This is a genomic window from Ekhidna sp. (genome assembly GCF_965227465.1).
In the GTDB taxonomy this organism is placed as follows: Bacteria; Bacteroidota; Bacteroidia; order Cytophagales; family Cyclobacteriaceae; genus Ekhidna.
In genome coordinates this window covers 3,280,411-3,305,098 of sequence record NZ_OZ245746.1, presented here as the reverse complement: position 1 = coordinate 3,305,098, position 24,688 = coordinate 3,280,411, and the positions used below count along the sequence as shown (strand labels likewise).

General features: G+C 37.2%; 25 protein-coding genes and 1 tRNA gene. 9 read left to right on the top strand and 17 right to left on the bottom strand.

The genetic code is table 11. The features are described 5' to 3' along the window. Nucleotide 1: 1 nt before the first annotated feature. The 8 genes from ACO05G_RS14675 to ACO05G_RS14640 form a co-directional block, all read right to left on the bottom strand. A complete protein-coding gene (locus ACO05G_RS14675; protein ID WP_421763426.1) occupies nt 2-838 on the bottom strand; it encodes a hypothetical protein in 837 nt (278 codons plus the stop codon). Continuing rightward, entirely contained in the window at nt 835-1,407 is a 573-nt protein-coding gene (locus ACO05G_RS14670) for a hypothetical protein (RefSeq protein WP_421763425.1), read from the bottom strand. The genes ACO05G_RS14675 and ACO05G_RS14670 overlap by 4 nt, the downstream gene beginning before the upstream one ends. A gap of 8 nt (nt 1,408-1,415) precedes the next feature. Then, entirely contained in the window at nt 1,416-1,901 is a 486-nt protein-coding gene (locus ACO05G_RS14665) for a nucleoid-structuring protein H-NS (RefSeq protein ID WP_421763424.1), read from the bottom strand. A 467-nt stretch (nt 1,902-2,368) separates the two neighbouring features. Beyond that, nucleotides 2,369-2,453: transfer RNA gene (locus tag ACO05G_RS14660), tRNA-Ser, on the bottom strand. A gap of 94 nt (nt 2,454-2,547) precedes the next feature. Beyond that, nucleotides 2,548-2,958 carry a thioesterase family protein gene (locus ACO05G_RS14655; RefSeq protein ID WP_348281889.1) on the bottom strand — a complete coding sequence of 137 codons (411 nt, stop codon included), beginning with the start codon at nt 2,956-2,958 and terminating at the stop codon, nt 2,548-2,550. After that, nucleotides 2,958-3,992, bottom strand: a complete 1,035-nt coding sequence (gene mltG / locus ACO05G_RS14650) for an endolytic transglycosylase MltG (protein WP_421763423.1) — start codon at nt 3,990-3,992, stop codon at nt 2,958-2,960. Before mltG ends, ACO05G_RS14655 begins: the two co-directional genes overlap by 1 nt. Before the next feature lie 21 nt (nt 3,993-4,013). Continuing rightward, the gene (locus ACO05G_RS14645; protein ID WP_421763422.1) at nt 4,014-4,529 is read right to left on the bottom strand and encodes a 4'-phosphopantetheinyl transferase family protein; all 516 of its coding nucleotides are present in this window, start codon (nt 4,527-4,529) and stop codon (nt 4,014-4,016) included. 47 nt (nt 4,530-4,576) lie between these two features. Further along, entirely contained in the window at nt 4,577-5,023 is a 447-nt protein-coding gene (locus ACO05G_RS14640; protein ID WP_421763421.1) for a hypothetical protein, read from the bottom strand. Between the two features lie 148 nt (nt 5,024-5,171). Here ACO05G_RS14640 and ACO05G_RS14635 point away from each other — a divergent pair, with 148 nt between their 5' ends. After that, nucleotides 5,172-5,927 carry a class I SAM-dependent methyltransferase gene (locus tag ACO05G_RS14635; protein WP_421763420.1) on the top strand — a complete coding sequence of 252 codons (756 nt, stop codon included), beginning with the start codon at nt 5,172-5,174 and terminating at the stop codon, nt 5,925-5,927. On the opposite strand, the gene ACO05G_RS14630 is transcribed toward ACO05G_RS14635, so the two are convergent. Further along, the gene (locus ACO05G_RS14630) at nt 5,924-7,534 is read right to left on the bottom strand and encodes a cyclic peptide export ABC transporter (protein WP_421763419.1); all 1,611 of its coding nucleotides are present in this window, start codon (nt 7,532-7,534) and stop codon (nt 5,924-5,926) included. The genes ACO05G_RS14635 and ACO05G_RS14630 overlap by 4 nt on opposite strands. Before the next feature lie 61 nt (nt 7,535-7,595). Here ACO05G_RS14630 and ACO05G_RS14625 point away from each other — a divergent pair, with 61 nt between their 5' ends. Both ACO05G_RS14625 and ACO05G_RS14620 read left to right on the top strand, forming a co-directional pair. Further along, complete coding sequence (locus tag ACO05G_RS14625; protein WP_421763418.1) at nt 7,596-8,546, top strand: glycosyltransferase family 2 protein; 951 nt, start codon at nt 7,596-7,598, stop codon at nt 8,544-8,546. Beyond that, the gene (locus ACO05G_RS14620) at nt 8,547-9,338 is read left to right on the top strand and encodes a glycosyltransferase family 92 protein (protein ID WP_421763417.1); all 792 of its coding nucleotides are present in this window, start codon (nt 8,547-8,549) and stop codon (nt 9,336-9,338) included. It begins immediately after the preceding gene. 9 nt (nt 9,339-9,347) lie between these two features. Here ACO05G_RS14620 and ACO05G_RS14615 read toward each other — a convergent pair whose 3' ends face one another. After that, on the bottom strand, nt 9,348-9,938 hold the full coding sequence (locus ACO05G_RS14615) for a hypothetical protein (RefSeq protein WP_421763416.1): 591 nt from the start codon (nt 9,936-9,938) through the stop codon (nt 9,348-9,350). 113 nt (nt 9,939-10,051) lie between these two features. On the opposite strand from ACO05G_RS14615, the gene ACO05G_RS14610 reads away from it, so the two are divergent. Beyond that, nucleotides 10,052-11,482: an FAD-dependent oxidoreductase gene (locus ACO05G_RS14610; RefSeq protein WP_421763415.1), complete on the top strand. Its 1,431-nt coding sequence runs from the start codon at nt 10,052-10,054 to the stop codon at nt 11,480-11,482. A gap of 40 nt (nt 11,483-11,522) precedes the next feature. After that, entirely contained in the window at nt 11,523-13,106 is a 1,584-nt protein-coding gene (locus ACO05G_RS14605) for a capsule assembly Wzi family protein (RefSeq protein WP_421763414.1), read from the top strand. Between the two features lie 32 nt (nt 13,107-13,138). On the opposite strand, the gene ACO05G_RS14600 is transcribed toward ACO05G_RS14605, so the two are convergent. The 6 genes from ACO05G_RS14600 to ACO05G_RS14575 all read right to left on the bottom strand — a co-directional run bounded on the left by ACO05G_RS14600 (nt 13,139) and on the right by ACO05G_RS14575 (nt 19,970). Beyond that, the gene (locus ACO05G_RS14600; RefSeq protein ID WP_421763413.1) at nt 13,139-14,536 is read right to left on the bottom strand and encodes an ArnT family glycosyltransferase; all 1,398 of its coding nucleotides are present in this window, start codon (nt 14,534-14,536) and stop codon (nt 13,139-13,141) included. After that, complete coding sequence (locus tag ACO05G_RS14595; RefSeq protein WP_421763412.1) at nt 14,518-15,486, bottom strand: hypothetical protein; 969 nt, start codon at nt 15,484-15,486, stop codon at nt 14,518-14,520. Before ACO05G_RS14595 ends, ACO05G_RS14600 begins: the two co-directional genes overlap by 19 nt. 147 nt (nt 15,487-15,633) lie before the next feature. Next, the gene (locus ACO05G_RS14590) at nt 15,634-16,473 is read right to left on the bottom strand and encodes a DUF1647 domain-containing protein (RefSeq protein ID WP_421763411.1); all 840 of its coding nucleotides are present in this window, start codon (nt 16,471-16,473) and stop codon (nt 15,634-15,636) included. Then, the gene (locus tag ACO05G_RS14585) at nt 16,470-18,089 is read right to left on the bottom strand and encodes a cyclic peptide export ABC transporter (RefSeq protein ID WP_421763410.1); all 1,620 of its coding nucleotides are present in this window, start codon (nt 18,087-18,089) and stop codon (nt 16,470-16,472) included. The genes ACO05G_RS14590 and ACO05G_RS14585 overlap by 4 nt, the downstream gene beginning before the upstream one ends. A gap of 20 nt (nt 18,090-18,109) precedes the next feature. After that, nucleotides 18,110-18,877, bottom strand: coding sequence for an aspartyl/asparaginyl beta-hydroxylase domain-containing protein (locus tag ACO05G_RS14580; protein WP_421763409.1), 768 nt, complete (start codon nt 18,875-18,877; stop codon nt 18,110-18,112). Nucleotides 18,878-19,055: 178 nt separating this feature from the next. Continuing rightward, on the bottom strand, nt 19,056-19,970 hold the full coding sequence (locus ACO05G_RS14575; protein ID WP_421763408.1) for a Stealth CR1 domain-containing protein: 915 nt from the start codon (nt 19,968-19,970) through the stop codon (nt 19,056-19,058). Between the two features lie 40 nt (nt 19,971-20,010). Between ACO05G_RS14575 and ACO05G_RS14570 the strand changes: the two genes are divergently transcribed. After that, nucleotides 20,011-20,607, top strand: coding sequence for a LicD family protein (locus tag ACO05G_RS14570; protein WP_421763407.1), 597 nt, complete (start codon nt 20,011-20,013; stop codon nt 20,605-20,607). Nucleotides 20,608-20,692: 85 nt separating this feature from the next. Further along, nucleotides 20,693-21,490, top strand: a complete 798-nt coding sequence (locus ACO05G_RS14565; protein WP_421763406.1) for a phytanoyl-CoA dioxygenase family protein — start codon at nt 20,693-20,695, stop codon at nt 21,488-21,490. Here the strand turns inward: ACO05G_RS14565 and ACO05G_RS14560 are convergent. Beyond that, nucleotides 21,482-22,201 carry a sugar phosphate nucleotidyltransferase gene (locus tag ACO05G_RS14560; protein ID WP_421763405.1) on the bottom strand — a complete coding sequence of 240 codons (720 nt, stop codon included), beginning with the start codon at nt 22,199-22,201 and terminating at the stop codon, nt 21,482-21,484. The two genes, ACO05G_RS14565 and ACO05G_RS14560, sit on opposite strands and share 9 nt — an antisense overlap. Nucleotides 22,202-22,274: 73 nt before the next feature. Between ACO05G_RS14560 and aepX the strand changes: the two genes are divergently transcribed. Both aepX and aepY read left to right on the top strand, forming a co-directional pair. Further along, nucleotides 22,275-23,567 carry a phosphoenolpyruvate mutase gene (gene aepX, locus ACO05G_RS14555; RefSeq protein ID WP_421763404.1) on the top strand — a complete coding sequence of 431 codons (1,293 nt, stop codon included), beginning with the start codon at nt 22,275-22,277 and terminating at the stop codon, nt 23,565-23,567. Nucleotide 23,568: 1 nt separating this feature from the next. After that, nucleotides 23,569-24,687, top strand: coding sequence for a phosphonopyruvate decarboxylase (gene aepY, locus ACO05G_RS14550; RefSeq protein ID WP_421763403.1), 1,119 nt, complete (start codon nt 23,569-23,571; stop codon nt 24,685-24,687). The last annotated feature ends 1 nt before the right edge of the window (nt 24,688 follow it).

Sequence of the window (24,688 nt, the reverse complement as noted above, 5' to 3'; positions counted from 1 at the left end):
TTTAGTTTCTATTATAGATGTAGTCTTTCAATTGTCTTTCCAGCGAAGCGTTTTGGATTCTTACCAAATTGGAAATCAACCAACCGGTATTGTATCCTGGACGATTATAATCATTCAATGAAAAATACCAGCCATCAATTGAGAAGAAATGAAATTTTACATTTTTCACGGTCTTGAACTGTAAGTTGCCCTGGTTAAGCTCATATAGAAAGATGGTAAGAAAATCAGGTTTATACGCTTTGGCTGTGAACTGCTCTGTATGCTTATTTCCCTGCAATGCCTTTCTAAGCGTCATAAAGTCAAGCTCGTGACTCAGAGGATGCATGAATTGTTTAGTTTCGGATGTGTCTTTATCAAAGAAATTTTGAAATTGATCAAAGGCAACATCTTCAATGATCCATTCATACCCCTGGCCTTGTTGTTGAAGACGCATATAGAGTAGGCCGGATATCTTTTTTCCTTTAAAAAGAAAATCTGCATTCACCTCAGCCAACCAATCATCTTCGTGGAAATTAAGAAATTTGGGATCCCTCTTATCCATCACATCTTTCAGAAAATCCCGTACCAAATCAGAAGATAGCTGGCTGGTTTCGGTATCAAAGAGGGCGGGCAGATAGCCTTTTCGAACGCTGATATCTCGATACTTTTTGTCTGAAGGATAGTAGCGATTTCCATCATCGTCTTCCTCTCCGTTAAACCTTCTAAAAAATTGATTTATCTGTTTATTGGATGCATAAAGCTGATTTTCTGTTTCCTTCATTTCATCTGTAAGCCCTGATTGGCCTACAGATGAATGAATGATGATGACAATGGAAACGATTCCAAATAGTATTCTCATGCAGAAGTTTCTGTTACTCTAATATCGCCTAAAAGCACATCCCAAAATTCGATAATTCTACCGGCAATTTGTGTTTCTTTTTTCTTCACATAAATCGTGATGTCCTTTTTGGTCGTGTCTTTGTAGTTCAAACCATCATCTGAAGTTCCTTCAAATCGCTGATAAATGGTAATTACCCCAACATAGGTTCCGTCTGGTTGTTGTTCCAGGTCACTTACGTAATGGATGTCATACCACTTGATGGTCACTTTGTCATAGTTTAGTGCCATCAACCTTTCGAAGTACACACGAACTTTGTAGTAATTGATCTCTTCTTGAGATAGAGATGATACACCCATTTCACTATCTGGCGCAAAAAGCTCCTCGGCTCGATCCATTACGCGTTGAGCTTCTGAAAATTGGGTGTCCTTATTCCCTATTATGCTGATGTATTTGCTAAGGTCTTTCACTTTCTCCAGTGCAAGGGAGTCAATTGCTTGCTTTCTACCAGGATCTACATTGTTTTGAGCAGAGCTGTCTAAAACAAATAGCAGCGTTAGAGATAATAAGATATATTTTATGTTCTTCATGTCTGAAATTATTTTCTTAATACTAATTCTTTGATTTTACCATTGCTATCGTAAACGACCTCCTCAACCCTGGCTTTGTTGTTTTTTGTATCCTTTAGATAGTTAAGGTATTTAGTAATCGTGGTAGGTTCATCATAACTTGGATTACCTCCCGCTTTGTAGATAACAATTAAAACAGGTGCTTCTGAATTGCTAAACATGGTTAGTGCTTCCTGAATGCTTGCGTTTGCCGATGCTATTGTTGAAGCAGTAGATATAGCTGCAAAATAATTATTAAGCTTAGCTTCCTTCGTTGGCTCTTTTACCACTACACGCTCCTCAGGTTCGTCTGTTGGAGCAGGAGTTTCTACTTCTATTTCATTTTCCATTTCAGCTTTTTCTTCCTGAGGGTCGCTCAGGTCAGCTAATTTTTTTTGATTCTTACAGGATGAAAATCCGATAACCATAGCTATCAAAATCAACATCATGTGATTTGTTGAATACGTCTTTTTCATTTTATAAATGATTTGTTAATTACCTATTTGAATAATGTTCTATTGAACTACCCCTTTAACTCAAATAGTGTTCCAATTGATATAGTACCCCTAAAAAAGAATTTTGGATAGGAATAATTTCTCATTATGAGAAAGTAGAGGTTAGATTGGGATAGGCACGGCAATATTTTGTTTGCAGAGGCGGAGGGATTATTACATGATCCCTTTTTGGGGTTTGACGCAAGCAATTACCCTAACTTCGTTCGTAGTTTTTTATTTTCTGATACTCCTTTGTGCAAGCACAGTTGTAACAAAAAACCCAGCACATTCGTGCTGGGTAATTACTTGCAGAGGCGGAGGGATTACTCGTACCCACAGCCATGCCGCACTGCCCCTCGTGAATCTTCGATTTCGAACAAGGCTCGAACCCCAATCAATCTAAATCAAAAAAGGCCAGCACTTACGTACTGACCTTTTGTTGATTTATGCAGAGGCGGAGGGATTCGAACCCCCGGTACCTCGCGGTACAATGGTTTTCAAGACCACCGCATTCGACCACTCTGCCACGCCTCTGTGTCTCGGCCTACCGTCAGGCAGGTTTAAAAATCTTTCGCTATTTGCGAAATTGGAACGCAAAAGTAGCTGTTTTCATGAAACACGCAAACTCTCAGCTATTGAAAAATGGAGAAATTGATTTCTCCATTCGTTCCGGCATTTTTACCGGTCTACCAGTCTCCATATTCATGAAAGCTAAAATGGTTTCTCCGGTGTTTATTAGCTTGTCTTCTTCGTTTCTTATTTCGTATAAAAACTTCATACGAGCTCTGGGCATGTCCGGGATGATGAGCTTCACTTTCAACAAATCATCATATTTAGCGGGTGCATGATAGTTGATGCTCATGGATAATACAGGCATCCCAACCCCTGCATCCTCCATTTCTTTGTAAGGGAATCCAAGAGCTCTAAAGCCTTCCACACGAGCGATTTCATAATACCTTGGGTAATTCCCATAGTAGGCAAAGCCCATTTTATCTGTTTCAGCATACCGTACTCTTAGTTCTACCTCGTGCGTGTACATTACCTGTATATTCTTTCTTTGTTAAGTGCCCGCTGAAATTTACGCGCGTTTACATTGTGTTCGCTGAGTGTCCGAGCGAAGACATGGTAGCCTGAAAAGTCAGCTTTGGCACAGAAATATAGGTAATTGTGGTCTTTATAATCTAAAACGGCATTCAATGCTGGGATGCCAGGCATATTAATAGGACCGGGAGGTAGTCCACGGTTCTTGTAGGTATTGTAGGGCGAGTCAAAGAGTTTGTCTTTATTCAAAATTCTACGGATTTTGAAATCCCCGATTGCAAAAACTAATGTCGGGTCTGCTTGTAGAGGGATACCTCTTTGAAGGCGGTTGATGTATACGCCGGCAATCAAAGGTGCCTCATCCATTTTGTTTGTTTCACCTTGAACAATTGATGCCAAGGTTGAGACCTCATCTTGTGTCATCCCAAGATTCTCAGCCTTTTGCTTTCTTTCCTCTGTCCAGAAGCGGTCGTATTCAGCTTTCATGCGATCCAATAAACCTTTTGGAGAGGTGGTCCAGTACACTTCATAGGTATTTGGGATAAACATGCTTATAAAGGTCTCCTTCGTAAAACCGTAGTGCCGTGCTGTAGTATCTGCAAGTAAAATTGGGGCTAAGTCAACGGAATCAATTTCAAGGCTTTGTGTTAGAATCTTTGGTAACTGCGTAAGTAATCTCGCATTGGAGAAAGTCAGCGATATTGGAGTTTGTGCACCAGATCGAAGAAGATTGATTAACTCAACGTTGGTCATGTCTCCTTTAATTAGGTACATCCCATTTTTAACGTTGGTATCCAGGTCTTTTAGTTTTGCTAAAAAACTAAAAGACACCAGGTCATTGACTATTCTTTCATCTGCAAGCTTATTCTGAAGCTGCTTGAAGGTGGTCCCTTTTGGTATTGCGAAGTATCTATCTTCCTGTTCGATTAATACGTTTGGCGTATAAAGAATCTGATAAGTATAAAAGGCAAATGAAGATAGCATCATGGTGAAAACCACGAGAAAAATAGCGAGAAAGTATCTTTTACGCATAGTTTTAGATAAACGAGTGAATTATAACAATTTTTTCGGGTAGGCCACAGCACCAAAACGACCGTGATGGGAAATAGATATTATTTCATTCAAAGGCTCTATGGTAGGAAGATTTAAATCATCAGAGCCAATGTGATAATCTTGCCCATGATCTCTAAAGAATTCAATGATCATAAAGCGAATTCCTTCGCTCCAATTGTTATTATTTTTTTCAAACGTGTGAAAATCAAATTCATCCATGTTACCACAAATCGCAATCATGTATTGATCTGTCAAGATGACCTTACCACTAAGTTCATTCGAACTAAAGGTTATGCCATTTTCATCTTCCTTAATGGCGATTGGAATTTTAGTGGGAGCAAAATTTAAAGGCTCTCGTCTGCATTTAAAGACGGCTTCTTTAGCAGACCAAAGAATCCAAAATAGGTACTTATGCTCGATTAACACATCCTCTTTACTCTTAATGAGATCCAAGCTTCTAGCATTACGTTCCTTAAACGAAGAATCTTCTAAATCAACTATGTCAATGCCTATCATTTGGTAAAGCTAAGTTTTTAACAACTCTTGTAAGTTGTGTATGGTCATTACCACTCATCTAGTTTATATACGTTTTCATATACCTTACCTATGGCACCATCTTCTCCAAACTCGTGAACAAAATCCACTATTTCTCCATCAATAATCAAGTCATAGCGAACTTCCCATTTAGGGTCGTTTTGCGGATTGTAGGGTTCCACTCCATTGTATAGTTCTACTCGAACTTTTTCATCACCTCTTTTTACGAATTCGGTAAGATCTATTTGATAATCAACTTCAGGACTGCTATGGATTGTACCGCTTGTAAATATTAAAGAGTCCTCAACAAATACACTGACACTATTATCTACCTCAGTAATAGCAATAAAATAACCTTCAGATGATATTTTCTCCTCTTTTTCTGACACAACTTCTTTAGATTCTTCTTTTTTCTCTTTGCTAGGTGTGGAACAGCCTACTCCAATCACTAAAAGAAGTATTAATATTTTCTTCATGAATTCCTGTTTTTTTAATTAAAAGGCAAAAGTAATTAAATGAGTTTCATTCTTTTCTCACCCTTATTAATTAGCTGGTTTCCATTCGGTTACTATTTTTTGGTGAATAGTAGTTTATTTTTACCGACCTAACCTAAATGACAGGATATTGAGACTACCATTTTTAAGATTTAGAGCCTTCTTGCCATCCAAAAAAACAAAGACAAGTGATGTAATTCATTTCAGAGGGAAACGAAAGACAAAGGAGGAGAGGGCTAAGTCTCCGAAACGAACGGAAGTAATTAACTACCTGATTTCGTATTTAGAACGAGATGTGACTTATCTTGAAATAGGAGTGAGAAATCCTGAGGAGAACTTTAATGATATTAAAGCTTCTACAAAATACAGTGTTGACCCGGGCTTAGAGGCAAAAGAAAATCTTGCTGATTTTAAGGTTACAAGTGATGATTTTTACGCTAAGCTAGACGGTGGAGAAGTACTTTCTAACGATGTTAAGTTTGATGTGATTTTTGTTGATGGTCTTCATTTAGCTGACCAGGTTCATAGAGACATAGAAAATTCAATGAGGTATTTGGCAGATGATGGATTTATTGTGCTGCATGATTGTAACCCTCCAACAGAATGGCATGCCAGAGAATCCTATTATTATGCAGATACACCTGCTGGCGGATTCTGGAATGGAACAACCTGGAAAGCATTTTTGAAATGGCGCTTTAACAAGTCTGTCTATTCGTGTTGTATTGATTCGGATTGGGGTGTTGGCATTCTTTCGAAAAAGCACCAAATAGGTCAGAGTATTCCTGAAACAAACATATTTTTTGAATACGATCAAATGGATAAGAATAGAAAAGAGCTTATGAATCTTGTAAGCTTTGACGAACTCAAGAAAATGTTGAACGCTTAACGCTCCTCAACTAAATTTCCATTTCTTAATTTAATTATTCGATCTGCACAGTCGAAAAATAGCTCATCATGTGTAATAGCAATTACCGTTTTTCCTCTCTTTTTTAAATCAGGGATGATCTCGTTATAGAATATCTTTTTGAAGGAAGGATCCTGATTTGCTGCCCACTCATCAAACAGATAAATATTAGCATCTTCCATGATAGCACTTATAAGCCTCAACCGGTGAGTTTGACCTTGAGATAGTCGAGTTGTCGAGAAAGCTCCATCTACCATGCTTACTTTTCGGTCTATTCGAAATGCCTTGATGAGATCATTTGCATAATCTGCAGGTAATGAATCTGACTTTGCCAAAAGTTTATCAAAGAGGTATGAGTCGTCAAAGATGGCCTTAAATTCATCACGGTATCCGTTCAAATTTTCAGTATCAATCTTTTCGGTATTATACGATATGTGTCCCTCTTGAGGAGTATACAGCCCAAGTAGCAGCTTAGAGAGCGTAGTTTTCCCACTACCGTTTCCACCAACGATGAAAATGACTTCATTTGGCTGGATTTTTAGGTTTATTGGTCCCAATAAGAATTGGTCGTCTTCGGTATCATTGTAGTAGGTATAGGTTGCGCCCTTTAACTCGATTACTCCAGGCTTGCTTGTATCGGTTTCGAGTTTATGGATGTCTCTGCTAGTTGTAACAAGCTTGAGACCCATTTGCTCAATATTATTTAGGGCAACTTCAATTGCCTTAATGTTCCCTAGGAAACCAGTCGCTGATGAAAGCGGGGAAACGGTGAAGAGCGAGATTAAAAGAAACTCACCTAAAAGGTCAAACTCAACAATTTGAGTCGTATAGATTACAAAAATCAAAATAACAATTCCGAAGAGTAGCATGACATCCGTCATTCTTGATAGCAGGGAATTGACGACACTCTCTTTTACTTTTAGGTCTTTTTCCTGTGCACTTTTCTTTGTCAGCTGTTCATCGAGAAAAGTATGCTTTAGTTTTTGATTCAGACTGAGCTCCTTGATGCCTTTCACGACAGCTTCAAGTTCTACGAATACTTCATCCCATTTCATTCGTGCCTGATGCGTGTATTTTTTTAAAAGTGGAAGGGTGAATGAAACGATTATAAATGTGAGTCCGAAAACGACGATCGTGAAACCAAAAAGTATTGGAGATAGCCATATCATGTAGATGAAAAGGCCAATGACAGTTGTAAGACCTGTGACTATGCCTGGAAATCTATTAATTGCTACAGAGATAGTCGAAATGTCATGAGTAAGCATGGGCAGAAGTCGCTCCTTATTTTTCTCTACTTCACTATACTTTGCATTTAGAATTTTGGTGGAAAGTTGTACTCTCAGGTTGTGGATGATTGTCTGCGTGAGCTTAGCAAGCATGAAAGAGCTAAGTACTGCGAAAAGTGGATAGGCGATTAAAAGAATCCCTACTTTAACACTAAAAAATAAAAGGTCCTCTATGCCAGTATTTATTGTTTCATGTATAGTCTTAATCAATAACGTGGAACAAACTCCTGTTATAACGCTCCCCAGAGATGCTATTACAAAATTCTTCTTAGAGGTTCGAAGTAAATAGTAGAGAAGTTTCAAATACTTTCCTTTTGGTTTAAATCGCAAAAAAACGACAACTTGCAGCGGCAAACAAGTAACAATGGATAATAGTGATTTAGTTGCATCAGAGAAGCAGGCAAATTGCTGTACGATAATAGTAACTTACAATGGTGGAAAGTGGATTAGCAATTGCCTTGATACCCTTTTCTTATCTTCGAGTCCTACGGATGTTATCATTATTGATAATGGGTCCACTGATCATACCGTCGAACTGATAGAAAATTATCCAAAAAAACTTCAGTTGATCAAAACAGGCAAAAATCTGGGTTTTGGTGGGGCGAATAATATTGGGATAAAACTTGCACTGAGTCAAGGCTACTCCTATTTCTTTTTGTTAAATCAAGATACCTGGGTAGAACCTGATTCAATTGAGCATTTAATCGATGGGCTTAAAGCAAATCAAGATTATGGCATTTTATCTCCAATTCATATGAACGGTAAGGGAGATGCTTTTGATAAAAATTTCAGAAAGTTTGTTCGAAGGTACAAAACAGTAAAGACCCCTTTTGATGAAGACCACATTGAACAACATTCCTCTCCAATCGAAGCAGGATTTGTCAATGCAGCCGCATGGATGCTACCACGAAAATGCATTGAGGAGGTTGGCGTTTTTCATCCGCTCTTTTACCATTATGCTGAGGACAACAATTATTGCCACCGAACACTAAGTCATGGATTTAAAATAGGCGTGATAAAGGAATCAGTAATCTATCATGACAGAGAATACAGGAATGACTCCTATTCTCCGAAGAAAGATTTTGAAAGAGAAACGGTAAAGAGTTTGGCTGATCCTACAAAGGACAGAACTCCAGTTCATGACTTTTGGATCGCCACCATGAAAATACTTGAGATATCCACTAAAATCAGATTTTACAAAATTCCTGGTTTTATGAAATGGGCATTTAATGAGTTTTTCGTACTTAAAAAGTGTGTAGAAGAGTTTGATGAGAGCGCATTATATAACTTTGAAGTTGATACCAATTATACATAGATGGCTAAGAAACACTTCCTGACCTTCGCTACAAATTTTAAAAATGAAAATGCCTACCTGGAAACCTGGCTAGACTACCATATTAAGGTTGGTGTTGATCATTTTTATCTATTCGATCAAGATGATACAGAGGAGACTAGAGCACTTCTGAAACCTTATGAAGAGAAGGGTTATGTCACCCGACATCCCTGGACTCACTTAGATGGTACTAAGTATGATGGAGCCACAAAGTGGTGGCAAAGAAATAAGAATCATATGGGCTTCTCGCACGCAGCAAAAACTTATAGAAAGGAGTTTCAGTGGCTGATGAAGATCGATGTGGATGAATTTCTTTTTCCTCTAAGTGGAGAGGATAATTTGCAGGATTGGTTGAAGACGGTTGACGCAAAAAAAATTAAAGGTATTAAGATACCAAGGATCAACTTTGGGAATAATGGATATGAGACAAAACCAGAAAAAACTGTCTTAGAAGCCTACACAAAAAGAGAAGTGAACTACTCAGACCATAAAGATCTTGGAAATGGTGATTTTCTATCAAGGAACCGATTTGCTTACAGTGCTCACTGGTGGTTGTATAAATGGTATAAAAAAGGTGAGATGCTCACTGATGTTGATCAAATAGGTTGGCGCATCAATCATTATTACACCAAATCATTAGAAGAATATCTTTCACGACAAAATGTGTCTGGTGGCAGGCCTGTAGGTAGAGAAGGTTTTGATGAGAAGAATAGCGTGTGTAACGAGGTGGAAGATACGAGTATGTTGGATCTGCTAAAGAGGATTGATTGGTAGAACAGTTTATCAGGAAGAACCACTCTCAATTTCCGTGTAAAGAAAATCAAAAAACCTTTTTGTCAAATCTTCGCTAAAAAAAGGTAAATAAGCTGTGTTATAATTTACATCTAGCTTTCTGGACTCTTGAATCATGGATTCCATAATTCCATATTTTGCAAGGAAAACAGCTTCAGAATCACCATGTAAAAATATCTTATCTATAGATCCAAAAATGCTTGATAAGCAATCTGTTTTTCTATTTACATATTGCCATACAATGAATTGTCCTATATGTTCTGCATCAAACATAGGTTCAATTAACTCTTCTTCAAGCGTTACAGTTTGATATGATTTCATCATATAATTCAAATAATCTGCCTTTATCTCTTTGCATGAATTGACTACTAGTTTAATGGATTTGGTTTGATTTATTATCTCATTGTATTCTACTTCTTCTAGGTTAACCTCCTTTTCATCATAATAGATCTTGTAATTGGGTCCGGCTTTCTCGATTAAATCTTTTGAAATAGAAGAAGGATTAGAAGTGATTTTTTTTTCTTGCTTAGTTGGTCCGCATGACAGAAAAATGAATACTAAAAAATGAATATAATATCGCATAAAAATTACCAATTGATTAAACTCTGTTTTTAAAAAGCTTAATTTCTTATTTAATACAAATACCTTGAGGTTGTTATATAGTTTCGCAAAACTAATGACAATTGAGCCTACTAATGAATAATGAGAAGACCAAAGTGTTAATAATTGGTGCAGGCCCTGCTGGTTTAAGTTGCGCTTATGAGCTTTCAAAGAAAGGTTTTGAGGTAGAGGTACTCGAAGCTAGCGAGTACGTAGGCGGAATGTCAAGAAGTTTTGAGATTTGGGGTCAAAAGGTTGACCTTGGTCCTCATCGTTTTTTTTCCAAAGACAGAGCAATCAACAAGTTCTTTGTGGAAGTTTTAGATGGTGAGTATACAAGCGTAAAAAGACTGACCAGGATTTATTATAAAAATAGGTTCTTCCAATACCCGTTAAAGTTTACCAATGTGCTTTTCAACCTCAATCCATTTACCATAATTAGGATTTTGTGGGACTATTCAATACAACGAATTAACCCAATTAAAAATCCAACGACTTTTGAGTCATGGGTTACTAATAGATTTGGAAAGAAATTGTATGAAATATTCTTTAAAAGCTATTCTGAGAAACTTTGGGGAATTCCCTGCTCTAGAATAGATGCAGACTGGGCTGCTCAAAGAATAAAGACACTTTCATTAATAGGTGCAGTGCTATCAGCTATCAAAGGAAACGCAGGGAACAAGCACAAGACTTTGGTTGACGAATTTTCCTACCCTAAGAATGGAACTGGTGAGCTTTATGAGAAGTGCGCTAGTAAAATCAGGTCTAATGGAGGAAAGATCAAACTATCCACTCCGGTTAAAAAAGTGATTCTTAACGAAGATAACGTCGCAAAGGGAGTTGAGTTGATGGATGGTAGTAGCGTGAATGCCGATCATGTTGTTTCTACAATGCCCCTGACCTCCATGATAAAAGGCCTGGATAATACTCCAGAGCAGGTTAAAGTTGCTGCAGATCAACTCTATTTCAGAAACACGATTTTAGTTTATTTAGAGATAGACGGAGTTGAACTTTTTGAGGATAATTGGATTTACGTGCATTCGCCGGATGTAAAGCATGGAAGAATCACAAATTTCAGGAATTGGTGCCCCACCCTTTATGGGAATCAAAACACCTCCATTATATGTCTTGAGTTTTGGGCATTTGATCAAGATGAAATTTGGAAAATGGAAAATGATAAGCTTTCAGAAATAGCCAAAGAAGAACTTGGGAAACTGAATCTTATACCAAAACACATGGAAATTCTTAACTCGAAAGTCATAAGAATTCCTCGGTGTTATCCCGTTTACGAAACCGGTTATCAGGAACCGTTAAAGATCCTGGAAAATTTTGTTGATGGCATTGATCGACTTGTACCAATAGGAAGGTATGGATCTTTTAAATACAATAATCAAGATCATTCTATTTTAATGGGACTTCTGGTTGCTCAAAATATAGCTGGAGAGAAAAACACCAATCTTTGGGAGGTAAATACAGATCTTGAATATCAAGAGGAAGGTGAAATTAAAGACGTATTAATTCAATGACTTTCGGATTTTGACAAAACTTTGAGGATATTTTTGCCCAATGAAGTTTATATATTTTACACTTATTCTTTTTCTAATTTCTTTAAGCTCTTCAGCCCAGGTTTTCTATCCGGGCGATTATACAGAGGACTATTACCGTGTTTTATTGATTAAGAATCCAACACTTGAGACCAGACCAATTATGATTCGTCCATCCATAATGACTTCATATGGAACGGATAGTGTGCTCCAGTGGAATATGTGGAAAGATGACTTCTCTCTTGACTTTAATGGTGATGCTAAGCGTAGCTTTTCGATTTTAGAGCCTCGCATCTCTTTTGTCTATAATCATAAATATCCCAGAGGTTATAACAATGGAGCCGTATGGAACGGTAAAGGGATGAATACCTCTATCACTGGAGGATTTACAGGGAATTTGGGAATACTTCACTTTAGTTTTTCTCCAGTACTATGGTACGCTCAAAATGGTTCTTTTCGTATTCCACCAGGACCATATAATAAAAGCGAATTTTCATATCCCGTTGAAAATAGAATTGATTGGGTAATGCGATTTGGTGACGATGCGGTTCACCAATTTGACTGGGGTCAATCTGAATTGAGATTGGTTTATAAGAATTTTACTGTCGGATTTTCTACCGCTAATTTCTCATGGGGGCCATCTAGGTATAATCCGATTATTATGAGCAAGAATGCTGCGGGATTTCCGCATATAGACCTTGGTACATCAAAGCCGATAAATACCAAAATCGGTAAGATGGAGTTCAAGTGGTACTGGGGAGCAATGTATGAATCTGATTATTTTGATGAAAATCCTGTTAATGACCGAAAGTATATTACAGGACTTTCATTTGGTTATCAGCCGAAATATCTTGAAGGGCTGACTTTTGGACTCAATAGAATCATGTATACGCGGTGGGCAGATGGAGATCTCGATACTGAAGACTTTTTCAGTGCTTTTTTAAAGAATACAGGGGATCCAACTGCTTTTACGCAAAATGATGAATATGATCAACTCTTTTCTGTCGTTCTTGAGTACTATTTGGCTCAGGTAGGTCTGAATTTCTATATTGAATATGCCAGAAATGACTTCTTTGGTAGCTTTTTAGATATGATAGAACATCCTGATCGAACAAGGGCAAGAACGATTGGGATCACGAAAACATTTGATTTAGAAAATGGTGGGTTAGTTGAGTTTAATTATGAAAATACGACGCTTAGCAATAATCAAATACAAGTTATTTTCCCTGGAATTGCAGCGACGTATTATGTACATTCTGTTGTGGAGAATGGGTATACAAATAATGGACAAATAGTTGGTGCAGGAATTGGCCCTGGTTCCAATTCAGACATTCTGTGGTTAAATATGTATCGTCCGAAAGGTAAGTATGGTTTAACTGTGCAAAGAATTCGATATAATGATGACTATGTAACAGAAACTTTTAGAGGTGTTGAAGACGAACCGACAGATTATGAGTTTCTCATTGGAGCAGACTACATCAAAATGCTTAAGGATTTCAGCTTGAATGCTCAAGTACTGGCGATATACAGAAATAATTTTCTATTTGAGGAAAATGAAAAAAACAATTTCAGGGCGAAATTGGCATTGACTTACAGGATAAAATAGCAAGTACTTATTCTTAAAATAAGAACATTGAACTAATTATTTTTCCGAATATATAAGTCCGGATAATCTTCCGATTGGAAATAGTTCTCTTTTATTTCCGGACGATTCATATCTTCAATAAAAAGCCCTGATATTATTTTGGGACTGTGTTTGTTAATTGCTTCGTAGATATTATAATCATAGTTTCGAAGCTTTTTGTAAGTAACAAGTCCGCCTTTTTGGGGATCTGTACTGTACCAAAAGAAGTCAATATCTTTTCTATACAGATTAAAGTAAATGTCCCCATCATAAACATGATCCATTGGTTCTGTTTGATCCAATACCCAATCTATTTTTTGTAATTCTGGTTTGTTGGGATAGACAATAATTGATCTTATAAAGTAGATCATTGGGACCAGAACTGTTAACGCTACAATTATTTTTGTTTGTTTTTCATTCAGGACTCTCAGCATCGCAGCAGCTGAAATTCCACACATAAACGGCACAAAGGGCATGAAATATTGTCGGTAGGGGGCTTGTACTAGAAATATAAAGGCCAATAGCAGGAGCGACAAGAGGATTAAGGTTTTTTGGTGTCGAAAAAAAACTACTAATCCGACGAAGTAGAATAACCATATGAACTGATTAATGTAGAATGAATCAATGAGTGTGTTGAAAGGAGAAAAAGAGCCTACAAAATTCATGTTTAGGGTCCAGTTCCAGAAGAGATAAGTTCCAATTTGATCCGTGAAAGAAAGGTATAGATAGTAGGGGCAAATACACAGGATAAAAACAGACCAATAGATGGTCAATTTTTTTATTGACAATTCTTTAATATACAAATGATAAATCTGGGTCAATCCCAGCCCTGCTATTATGAAAAAGGTTTTTTGTAAAAAAAGGAACGATATAGCCATAAAGAGCGCACTTAAATAAAGTGGATTTCTTGAGTCACCCTTGAAGTTTCGGAGGTAAGTAAAAATGGCAAAGAGCCCAAAGAACACTTGTGGAACATCGGGCCTTATTTCAATCGCCTTTTGACTGAACATCGATGTAGAGACTAAAAGTAGGATGGCTAGCCAAGCTATTTTATTACTATCAAAAATGTCTCTAATAAGCAGGTATGAAATTCTTAAAATCCCGAGAAAAAAGGAGAAAATAAATAATCTTAAGATTAGTAGCGTTAATGTTTTTTCGCCGATAAGTTTTATGAACGGGATGATTAGGTAATAGAAAAATGGATGATGATGCTGAAAAAAATCAATATAGATTACTTCACCGGTTAAAATTTTCCAAGCGGTATGAACAGCTTCAAATTCATCATGATCGAAATCCCTGAAAAGTGACATGGAGAAAACACTAATGATTACAAGCGCTGATGCTATTTTAATAAAAAGTAGGGTGTTAAAAGTGCCTGTTTCTCTTGGGGAGTTTACTCCATTAGGTTCCATTTGTCCTTAAAATATTTTATTGCAATTGAATTATGCCGGTCTTCATCTTTTTCCTTGCCTTTGTTATTTATTGTTGACAAACTTGACTCTTTTGATAGCTTTCGGATCCATGGAGTGCTAAAACAGAATCTTTTAAGTGGAATAATATATTTATCGACTAGTGCATGAGCACTGATCCAAACATCATCAACAAAACGTAATTGCGAAGGTGTTTCCGGAAAATTCTTCAAGGATTCCAAATCAAAAAAAGCAGGTTTGATTAAATATCCACCATACCCTTGAATAATATCAGTTTTCTTGATTTTTTTCAACCTTGTGCCTTTCTCTGGCGATGGGGGTATATTAAAAAGATTCATCTTCAGCGTGGTGTCTCTATCAACCAAATCGGCAGGAACCCTCCATCCACTTCCAGCCAAAATGTAATCGGGATATTTTTCTGACGCTTGTTCAAATTCTTCAATGTAGTTAGCCGGATAAATGTGGTCATCATCTACTACAAGTATCAGTTGATTATCTGAGCATGCTTCTAACGTTGGTATAAATTTAGTCGCTGGCCCATAATCAATTTCTACACGGTTAACTTCAACTCCTTTAAGATCAATTAGCCAATTGGGCTGTGAATATTCTTTCTTTGTTCGAAAGGATTGATGAGGGATATTTAAGATTATTTTCTTAGGTAATCTTTTTTGGTAGAGCAGACTTTTAAGAGTCAATTCCAGAAAATCTATACGTTCAGGTATAGTTGTTAAAGAAACAATGATGTCTGATTTTTCCTTGGCTTGCTCCCACTTGGTATCCAACTCCTTTAGAGATAGCCTTTTAAGCCTTTGGTGGTCTAGCAGATCCTTATAATAGCTTTTACCAGATAAATAATCATGTAAAATCACCAATAGACTCCAGTCAATAAATAGTGCTGTAAGGATAATTATCAGATAATTTCTGATGGACATATAGTCGTGCATTAGCACCCAAATACCCCAGTCTAAGAGCAACAGTATTATAAGAATTATTAAACGGACCTTCATAATGTTGCGAAGTTGCTAAGACTTGACTTAAGGATGAAATAATGGTTTGACTAATGTCTGTTCAGAGTTTATTTAATTGCCTTTTATCCTATTCACCATAACATCTAAGAACCTTAGCAAACTAAAATAGTGAAACGCTAAACCTCCGGGACTAAGCGGCATGCCTTTCGGAAACTTATTTCGTACGCTCAGAAATTTGGTTGGATGTCCAGAACTAATGTCTACTTCATCAGTAGTTAATTTGAAATGTCCTTTATTGGCATAATCTAGTAGTAGGATGGTCAGCAAGGATTGGTCATCTCTATGATTAGATCTATTAGCACCCTTTGGTCTAATACATTCCCTTATTAATGCTAAATCTTTCCATTTGGTTATTAACTCATTAACAATCTTTGATTTATTGGAAAAACCGAACGTATTGCCTGCCTTGTTCCTTTTTGAGTAAAATTCTTTAGGAACGTTCAAATAATCCAAGGTCTGTTGCACTGTCCATTCTTCAAGCGTCCCCGACCCGGAGATTGGAGCATACGTGAGTTGAGTTTCAATTTCTCTCCAGATGGGTTTTAGGTTTTTTAAAATGCAGTTAGCACTGTCCATCCAGAGAAAATTTCCTTTTGTTTCCTGACTGCATAAATGAATAATGATTGGCTTCCAGGAATACGTATTAAAAGAGGGGTTTACAAAATCCGGATAATTTTCATAATTAAAAATCCGGTAATCAACATGCTCAAAAATTTGATTGGACTTTGTTTTAATCGTTCGGGCTTGATCTTCGCTCAAGCCCAAATCATAAAATATCACTTGACTATTTTCATATTCTTTAGCTCGCCTGTAGCTATACATGAGTAAGCAAAAACTCTTATAAAATTTACTATTGGCTGCTGTAACAATATAGTTTTTAACAGCTGTCAACTTTTCATTTCGGTTACTTTTCCATCTCTAAGTTTTACTACCCGATCGGCTAGATGAAAGTACTGATCATCGTGAGAAATGACAATTTGAGTTTTGCCTAAAACTTTCAAGTAAGGAATGATCTCTTGGTAAAATATTTCTTTAAAAACAGGATCTTGATTAGCTGCCCATTCGTCAAATAAATAAATGTCCTTATTTTCAAGAATAGCGTTGATGAGTGAAAGCCTCTTTTTCTGACCTTCAGAAAGGCGTTTAGTTGAGAAGCCGTGATCAACTATTTTCACCTTTTTTTCTAGCTGAAATACTTGTAGAAGCCTGTTGCCATGTTCCTCCACATAGGCTTCTTCCACATCAAGAAACTTTTGAAACAGGTAAGAATCAGTAAAAACAGCAGCGAAATGAGATCGATAAGAAAAAATATTCTTCGCAGTAATTTTTTGTCCAAAGTATTCAACATGCCCTGCCAATGGTTTGTAGAGACCAAGGATCAATTTGGCAAGCGTTGTTTTCCCACTTCCATTGCCTCCAACTAAGAATAGTGTTTCTCCTTCTTTAACAGACAAATCGATTGGACCCATTGCGAAGTGCTGATCTTTATCACTATGATAATAGCTGTGCTCAAGGTGATTAATTTTGATAATTGATTTGTTTTCGGCTTTTGTTAAGGTGTCCAGACCATCTTCTTCTAATTTATTATTGCTTAACTCTAAACCGATCGCGTTTACCTGATCAATTGCGACTTCAATTCTCTTAAAATTCCCAAAAAAACCTGTGATGGTGGCAATGGGAGCAAGTGTGAATAGCACCAAGGTTAGGTACTCCCCAAAGACATCAAGTGAAACAAATTTGTATTTAAAAACAATGATAATGAGACATCCTATAGCTAGAAAAGTAATAAGATCTGTAGATCTACTTATGGTTGAATTGACAATGTTTTCCTTCAGATAGGCCTTATTTTGTCTATCACTGGTTGGCACAATGAATTCATTCAAGTATTTCTTTTTTGAGGATTTATTGAGTGCAAGTTCCTTTATCCCGAAAACCAAACCATGAAACTGCTCATAAAGTGAATTAAGATAATTTCTGGATTGATCAGCGTATTTTCTAACATATGGCAAAGCAAACTTTGAAAGAATCATGACAAAAACGAGAATGATGAGAGTTGCAATAGTAAGAGTAGGTGAATACCAGATCATATAAATGAGGATTCCAATTACTTTGGCTAAGCCGGTCGTTACACTCGGAAGGCGATCTATAGAATTAGCTATTGTCTTCACATCTTCAGTTAGTATAGGAAGTAATTTTTGCTGATGGTGTTCGATGGATTCGAATTTTGCTTTCAATATGCTCGTAGAAAGTTTAATCCTAAGCTCTTGGATAATTTTCTGAGTGAGGAAAGTGATGGAGTAAGATGATATTAAGGAGAATACTCCATACAAAATCAGAAATAAGAAGAAATTGGTTATAAAGTTGTTTGCATCATATCCATTATCCTGGATAGCCTCATGGATCACCTTAATGACGAATGTAGAAAAAACCCCTGTAAGGATGCTGGTAAGGGTGGCGAAGAAAAACAACCTTTTAGACGAGCTAAGCAGGAGCTTAAGGATACCCATAAATAGTTTTTAATTTAGGATTAAGTGTATTTCGGCTTAAAGTCGAAATCAACTTCAGCTCTTTTTGAAGCTTTTTTAACATCAGGAATAAAATAGGCTAATTTTAAGATCAATCTATTCAAAATTTCCAATGGCCATGGAAATTTTCTTGCAATATCTATCCATAAAATTACCCTTACTTCATCAGATCCATTCTCTGCATCATGAATATAGTTATCATTGAACATGATTCCTTCACCATTTCTCCAGTGGTATTTTTCACCTTTAATGATTGAATCATCATCATTATTTTTGTTGTCGATCGGATCATCATTTATTCGAATCCAACACTTATTGTTCTCGTTGTTATTTGGGATGATTACACCAAGGTGATACCTTAAAAACCCGTAGTAATACCCTTGATGCGGCCTAATGTATTGATTGGGATCGAGAATTGAGAAAAAAGCCTGCTTTACTCGAGGGATCTGTTTAAGTAGCGCAGCTGTCTTAGGACACATTTCGCAGTTCTTTTCAACGTATCGTCCGGACTTAAACACAAACGATTTCCATTTAATATCATGTATTCCTCCCACTGTCATCTCACCATACAGGCCTTCCATATTTGTGATTTTTTCCTTGTAGGCTAAAAGTTTTTCACATTCTTCACGAATATCACTATGGTTATCTTCTAAGATTGAAAGCTTTGGGTAAGACTTTTTGTAGTCATGGATAAATGATGGTGTTCTTTCAATCCAACCTTTACCTTCTGAGAATCGAAAAATATCGTTGATTCGCTCAAGTATGTTCATAACTGCAAAAATTGATTAAAATTTGGAATTGTTGTATTTCATTTGATTTAATTGTTTAGGAATTCCATCTGATAAGCTTCATCAATAATTATTATTTCATGGTCAATGATAAATTGACAAATAATGCAAAATGGAAATTGCTTGGATAACATATCGTTAAACCCTAGAGGTAAGTTAATTATCTCTCAAATTCGGACTTTCCAGGATAATATTCAGCTAAAAATTCTTGTACAATTTTCACCACTTTCAGATTAGGATTATCACCCTGATCATCATTTAAACAATAAAACTTTGGTTGTTTCTTTTTCAGCCATTTAAAAGCCCTTTCTTGCTTTTTCAGATTGTTAGTGATTTTGTGAAAAGAGTGAATTTTCAGTAGTTCCGGAAGTGTGATGGCTTTCACATGTCCTGCCTGATGCTTCAGTGAATACCAGCGATATAGTTTATATGCCATAACGTCTGTTCCTTCCCGAAACTTGTGTGACTTGATCTCTTCAATTAATTCCGGACGGGCTTCATGCATTTTTTGCCACCAGTTTTTCCGAATTAGCAAAGGGGAGTGTTCAATTAAACCAAGACCTACAATATCATTTTTCTTATTATAAATACGCCAGCCAAGATTTTCGCCAAAAAGTGTCCCGTGGATCAATACCTTCCCATCTTTTGTGTAGAAATCTTCAGGATATATTTCACTACCGAACAGGAAGTCATCGTTTAGGTAAATAAAATCATCCGATAGTCCTGGAATTTTGTGAATGTAGCTTTCAATGACATTATAGTTGAAAGTAGGAATATCTTCCTGGTTAAAAACTTCATCGTGATGAATGATGGATATTTTTGGATGATCTACATCAAGCCACTCAGGTTTCTGAGGTCTGATGGTGAAGATGTAAATATGATTAATCCAAGGCGCAAATCTTTCAACAGATCGTAGGCTGTATTTCATTAATTGAAATAGATCCCTGTAACGCTCAGGATTAAGGTCTATCGGCTTTTCAGAGTATTCATTTACCAATTTCTGATACTCCAGGTCATTTCCATCCACCCAAGTGTAGACCAAGTCAATTGGCTTATTTATCTTCAGTTTGTTCAATGATTCTACTTAGTTTGATTGAATTACCTTCTTTTGCATCATGAATCGCCTCATTCAATATCTCCAAAGAATTGCAAATGTAATTTTATTCGCTTTGCCTGGTCAATATCAAAAGCGAAAGCTTCAAATTTTGCAAGAAATGTATCAATTGTCTGTCCAAGCATTAAGGAAGACAAACGAACCATTCTGGTTAGACTTTGGAACATTACTTGGCCAATATCGATCCAATAGTATAATTCCTCATGATATCGACGTTGATGTGGCCATGATGGAAAAGTCCTACACAAAAGTGTGTGAGTTGAAAAAAGAGATGCCCAAAGGACTAAGATTTTATGATACTTCTCATAAACACTTTGGACCAAAAGTATTCTTTTCTTATAAAGGATTCGATTTCGATATTTTCTTTTACGAGGATGAAGGTGAAACAATCCGTTCGTTCGTAGAAGCAAAATGGCCTAACGAGAGACAGCACTTACCAAAGAACTTAGTCTTTCCTTTGGAGGAAATATTTTTTCTCAATGAAAAGGTTTATGTGCCAAAAAATTCTCAAGCCTATCTTGAACTCATGTACGGATACCTTGGCACTGGGGGTTGGAGGGATCAAGAATCAGGCCTTTGGTATCCACCAAAAAAATAAGTGAACTAATTGATCGTTGCTTAAACAATAGCTCACTGATAACTTCTACCTTTCCTGTTTGGATGAATAATGCCTAGTTGAAAAAATGAACTATACCCTCACAGATAACGACAAGAAATTATGGAAGGCAAATTCCTATCTAGTCAAAAGAGGACTTTTCAAAGATCAAATTGAAAAGGTGTCCGAATGGGTAGATGAGACCGCTAAGTGGCCACAGAATATGTCCAAATACCTTCACTTCTATGAGATGGATCATCCTTCTAATTTATCCAGAATTGAGAACTTTGTGCCTTATCATGCGAGGCTAGGACAACTCTTTTTATCTCAAGAAATAACTGATTTTATTGGTGGGCTGATGGGCGAGCTACCCGTCTTGTACAAGGATCGAATCAATTTTAAACCTCCGGGAGGTGGAGCACATTCTGCTCATCAGGATGGAGTCGCTTATGAGAGCGGCGCGATGGAAGCATTTGAGGAGGGCTCAATACCGTATATTTCGATTCTGGTAAGCGTGGATAAAGCCACAAGAGCGAATGGGTGTTTTGAAGTGGTGAACAATTGGAATATCGACAAACTTGAAATACTTCCCATGGAAACGCCTGATCCAGAGCATCCTAATTTCTCAAAGATTTCTCAGAAAGTGGAGGATTCGCTAGAGTGGATTCCAATAGAAACAGAACCAGGTGATGTAATCCTTTTTACAGAGCGATTACCTCATAGGTCTGCTAAGAATGATTCATCTTACGGAAGAAGAATACTTTATGGGGTGTACAATCCACTTTCACAAGGTGATAAAAGGGAATTATACTATTCTAATAAGCGAAAAAATTTAAATGACCCGCGCTATATGGTGGGTAATCCGCATGCGCCTAGCCTAATCTAATCTAGGAAGAATACGTTCTTTAGCTCGCTCCAGGTGGTCTTGGTTATCAATCTCGCACCACGCTAAATCGTCCAACTTCAATACACTAACCTTGTGTTCGTCAGCTAGTTGAGCAATCGCAATTTCATAATCTTTAGTTATGCCATCTTCAGCTTCCTTATGATGTTTTTTTAATTTTTCCAGCAGGTCAGTGGAAATTTTCCATATACCAATTAGCTCAGCATCTACAGAATTTAATTCTACTTTTTTCTTCGAAAGATTTTCTAATCTTCCATCTTTTAACTCAACATAAACTTCATCATTTGATTGGGTGAATCCACTGCATAGGATTACATCTTTAGCGTCCGAATGAAGCAACTCCTTAATCGCATCAGAATGATAAAGTAAATCGGACTCTAGAAGTAAAAAATCTCCTTTGATCAACTCAGAGCCATAAATCAATGTGTGGAAACTGCCAGTAGTGGCATAATCTGGACTTAAGAATGTTGTTAGCCCGTTTTCCTTGGCAAACTTTTCATAATGCTCGTGCAGATGACCAGTTCCTATAATAATATTTTTAATGCCATTCTCTTTAAGCACACGAACCGATCGCTCTATGAGTCGTTCATCACCAACAGGCATGAATCCCTTGGGGATATCAAAAGTGTAAGGTTGCAGTCGTGTGCCTCTTCCAGCAGCTAATATTACAGCAGTTTCAATCGTTTGCGTCATCTCTTGAAAATAAAGAGGAGAATCCCTCGGTTTCCAATTACTTTTGCGCGAAGATAGAATATTCTAAATCGCAATGAAGAAAGTATACGTAGGAATGGGCACAGATCTCATTCACCATGGTCATGTTAATATTATCGAAGTTGCCCGTGAATTGGGCGAAGTAACCGTTGGGTTATTGTCAGATAAGGCCGTTAGTAAATATAGCAGGACACCCTTTTTGTCTTATGACGAAAGGAAAAAAATTCTGGAGAATTTGAAAGGAGTGAATGAGGTGATTCCACAGAAAGAGTTGGATTATGAAGAGAACCTTCGTGCCCTGAAACCTGATTACGTTGTTCACGGGAGTGATTGGAAAAGTGGACCTCAAAAACATATTAGAGACAAAGTAGTAAAGTTGCTCAAAGAATGGGGTGGTGAGTTAGTGGAACCTGAATATACTTCAGGTATCTCATCTACCGGTCTTAGAGCTGCAATGAAAGAAGTTGGAACCACCCCTGATATTCGAAGAAGAATGCTCAGAAGATTATTAGAGTCCAAAGATATTGTTAGAGTAATGGAGGCCCACAATGGCATTTCAGCTCTTATCGTGGAACAAACTTCGGTCGCTTCAGAAAATGAAGTCAGAGAATTTGATGCAATGTGGGTAAGCTCACTGACGGATTCGACAGCTAAAGGAAAGCCAGACACTGAGTATGTAGATCGAACATCCAGATTTAATACTATCAATGATATACTGGACGTAACCACTAAGCCAATTATTCTTGATGGAGATACAGGTGGAGTTACCGAGCACTTTGCTATGCTTGTTAGAAACCTTGAGCGATTAGGTGTTTCTGCTGTAATTATTGAAGACAAAGTTGGCTTGAAAAGAAACTCCCTTTTTGGGACAGAAGTAAAGCAAGAGCTTGATACAATCGAAGGTTTCTGTGAGAAAATAAACACAGGTAAGAAATCTCAAGTAACTGAAGATTTCATGATCATTGCTAGACTTGAAAGCCTGATAGCTGAGCATGGCATGGAAGATGCATTAGCACGAGCTAAAGCTTATATAGAAGCTGGAGCTGATGCAATTATGATTCATAGTCGCCATAAAGATGGTTCTGAGATCATGGAATTCATGAAGCATTATCAAGAGTTTGAATACAAAGTACCTGTTGTTTCTGTTCCATCCTCTTACAATCAGTTTACAGAAGAAGAATTACATGCAGCCGGATTCAGTATTGTCATTTATGCCAATCATCTTTTAAGAGCAGCCTTTCCAGCGATGAAGAAAACGGCAGAATCAATTTTGGCAAACAAGCGGTCAAAAGAAGCTGACGAGTTCTGTATGTCTATCAAAGAAATATTGACCATTCTTCCAAACTAAAATGTTAGATCCTCAGAAGTTTTTAAAATCTATTCGAAACCAAGGCATTGATTTTTCAGCTGGAGTTCCTGATTCACTGTTAAAGGACTTTTGCTCTGTTATGACAGATGAAGGATCTGATATCATTGCTGCTAATGAAGGTGGAGCAATCGCCTTGGCTATGGGGCATCATTTAGCTACCGGAAAGATTCCATTGGTATATATGCAAAATTCTGGTTTTGGAAATTGCGTTAACCCACTCACTTCCCTTGCAGATAGTGATGTGTATTCTATTCCAATGCTTTTGATGATTGGCTGGAGAGGAGAACCAGGTGTAAAAGATGAACCACAGCATGTAAAGCAGGGTAGAATTTCCGAGGAATTACTTCAAGCAATGGAGATTCCGTATGCCATCCTTTCTGAGGATGAGGAAGAAGCTAATAAGCAACTAGAAAGTGCCGTTAATGTCATGAACGAAAAGAATGCTCCTTATGCATTTTTAGTAAGAAAAGGAACATTTGAAAAATACAAGCTTCAGACGAAGGTGGAGAACCCTTACACGATTAATCGAGAGGAGGTAATTGAATGGATGCTTACGGAGATGGAAGCGGAGGCAGTGATTGTTTCTACTACTGGTAAATCCTCTAGAGAAGTCTTTGAGATACGAGCTAGAAATGAGATGGGCCATGGAAAGGACTTCCTTACAGTTGGAGGTATGGGTCATGCTTCCCAAATCGCTTTGGGAATTGCGCTTAGCAAAAAAGATCGACCGGTTTATTGTTTGGACGGTGATGGAGCTATGATTATGCACATGGGTGCAGGGGCAATTGCGGGTAACCTGTCATCAAATAATTTCAAACATATTCTGATTAATAATGGATGCCACGAATCTGTTGGTGGGCAAGCAACTGTTGGGTTCTCAATTGATTTTCAGAAAATAGCAGATGCTTCTGGCTATAAGCAAACGTGGCTTGTAGAAAAAATGGAAGATCTAAATAAAGCCTGGAATCAGTTTTTAAAAGCTGAAGGGCCAGTTATGTTGGAAGTACGAACGACAGAGTCTTCAAGAGCTGATTTGGGCAGACCGACTACTACACCTGTCCAGAACAAAGAAGCTTTTATGAAGAATTTAGGAGTGTAAT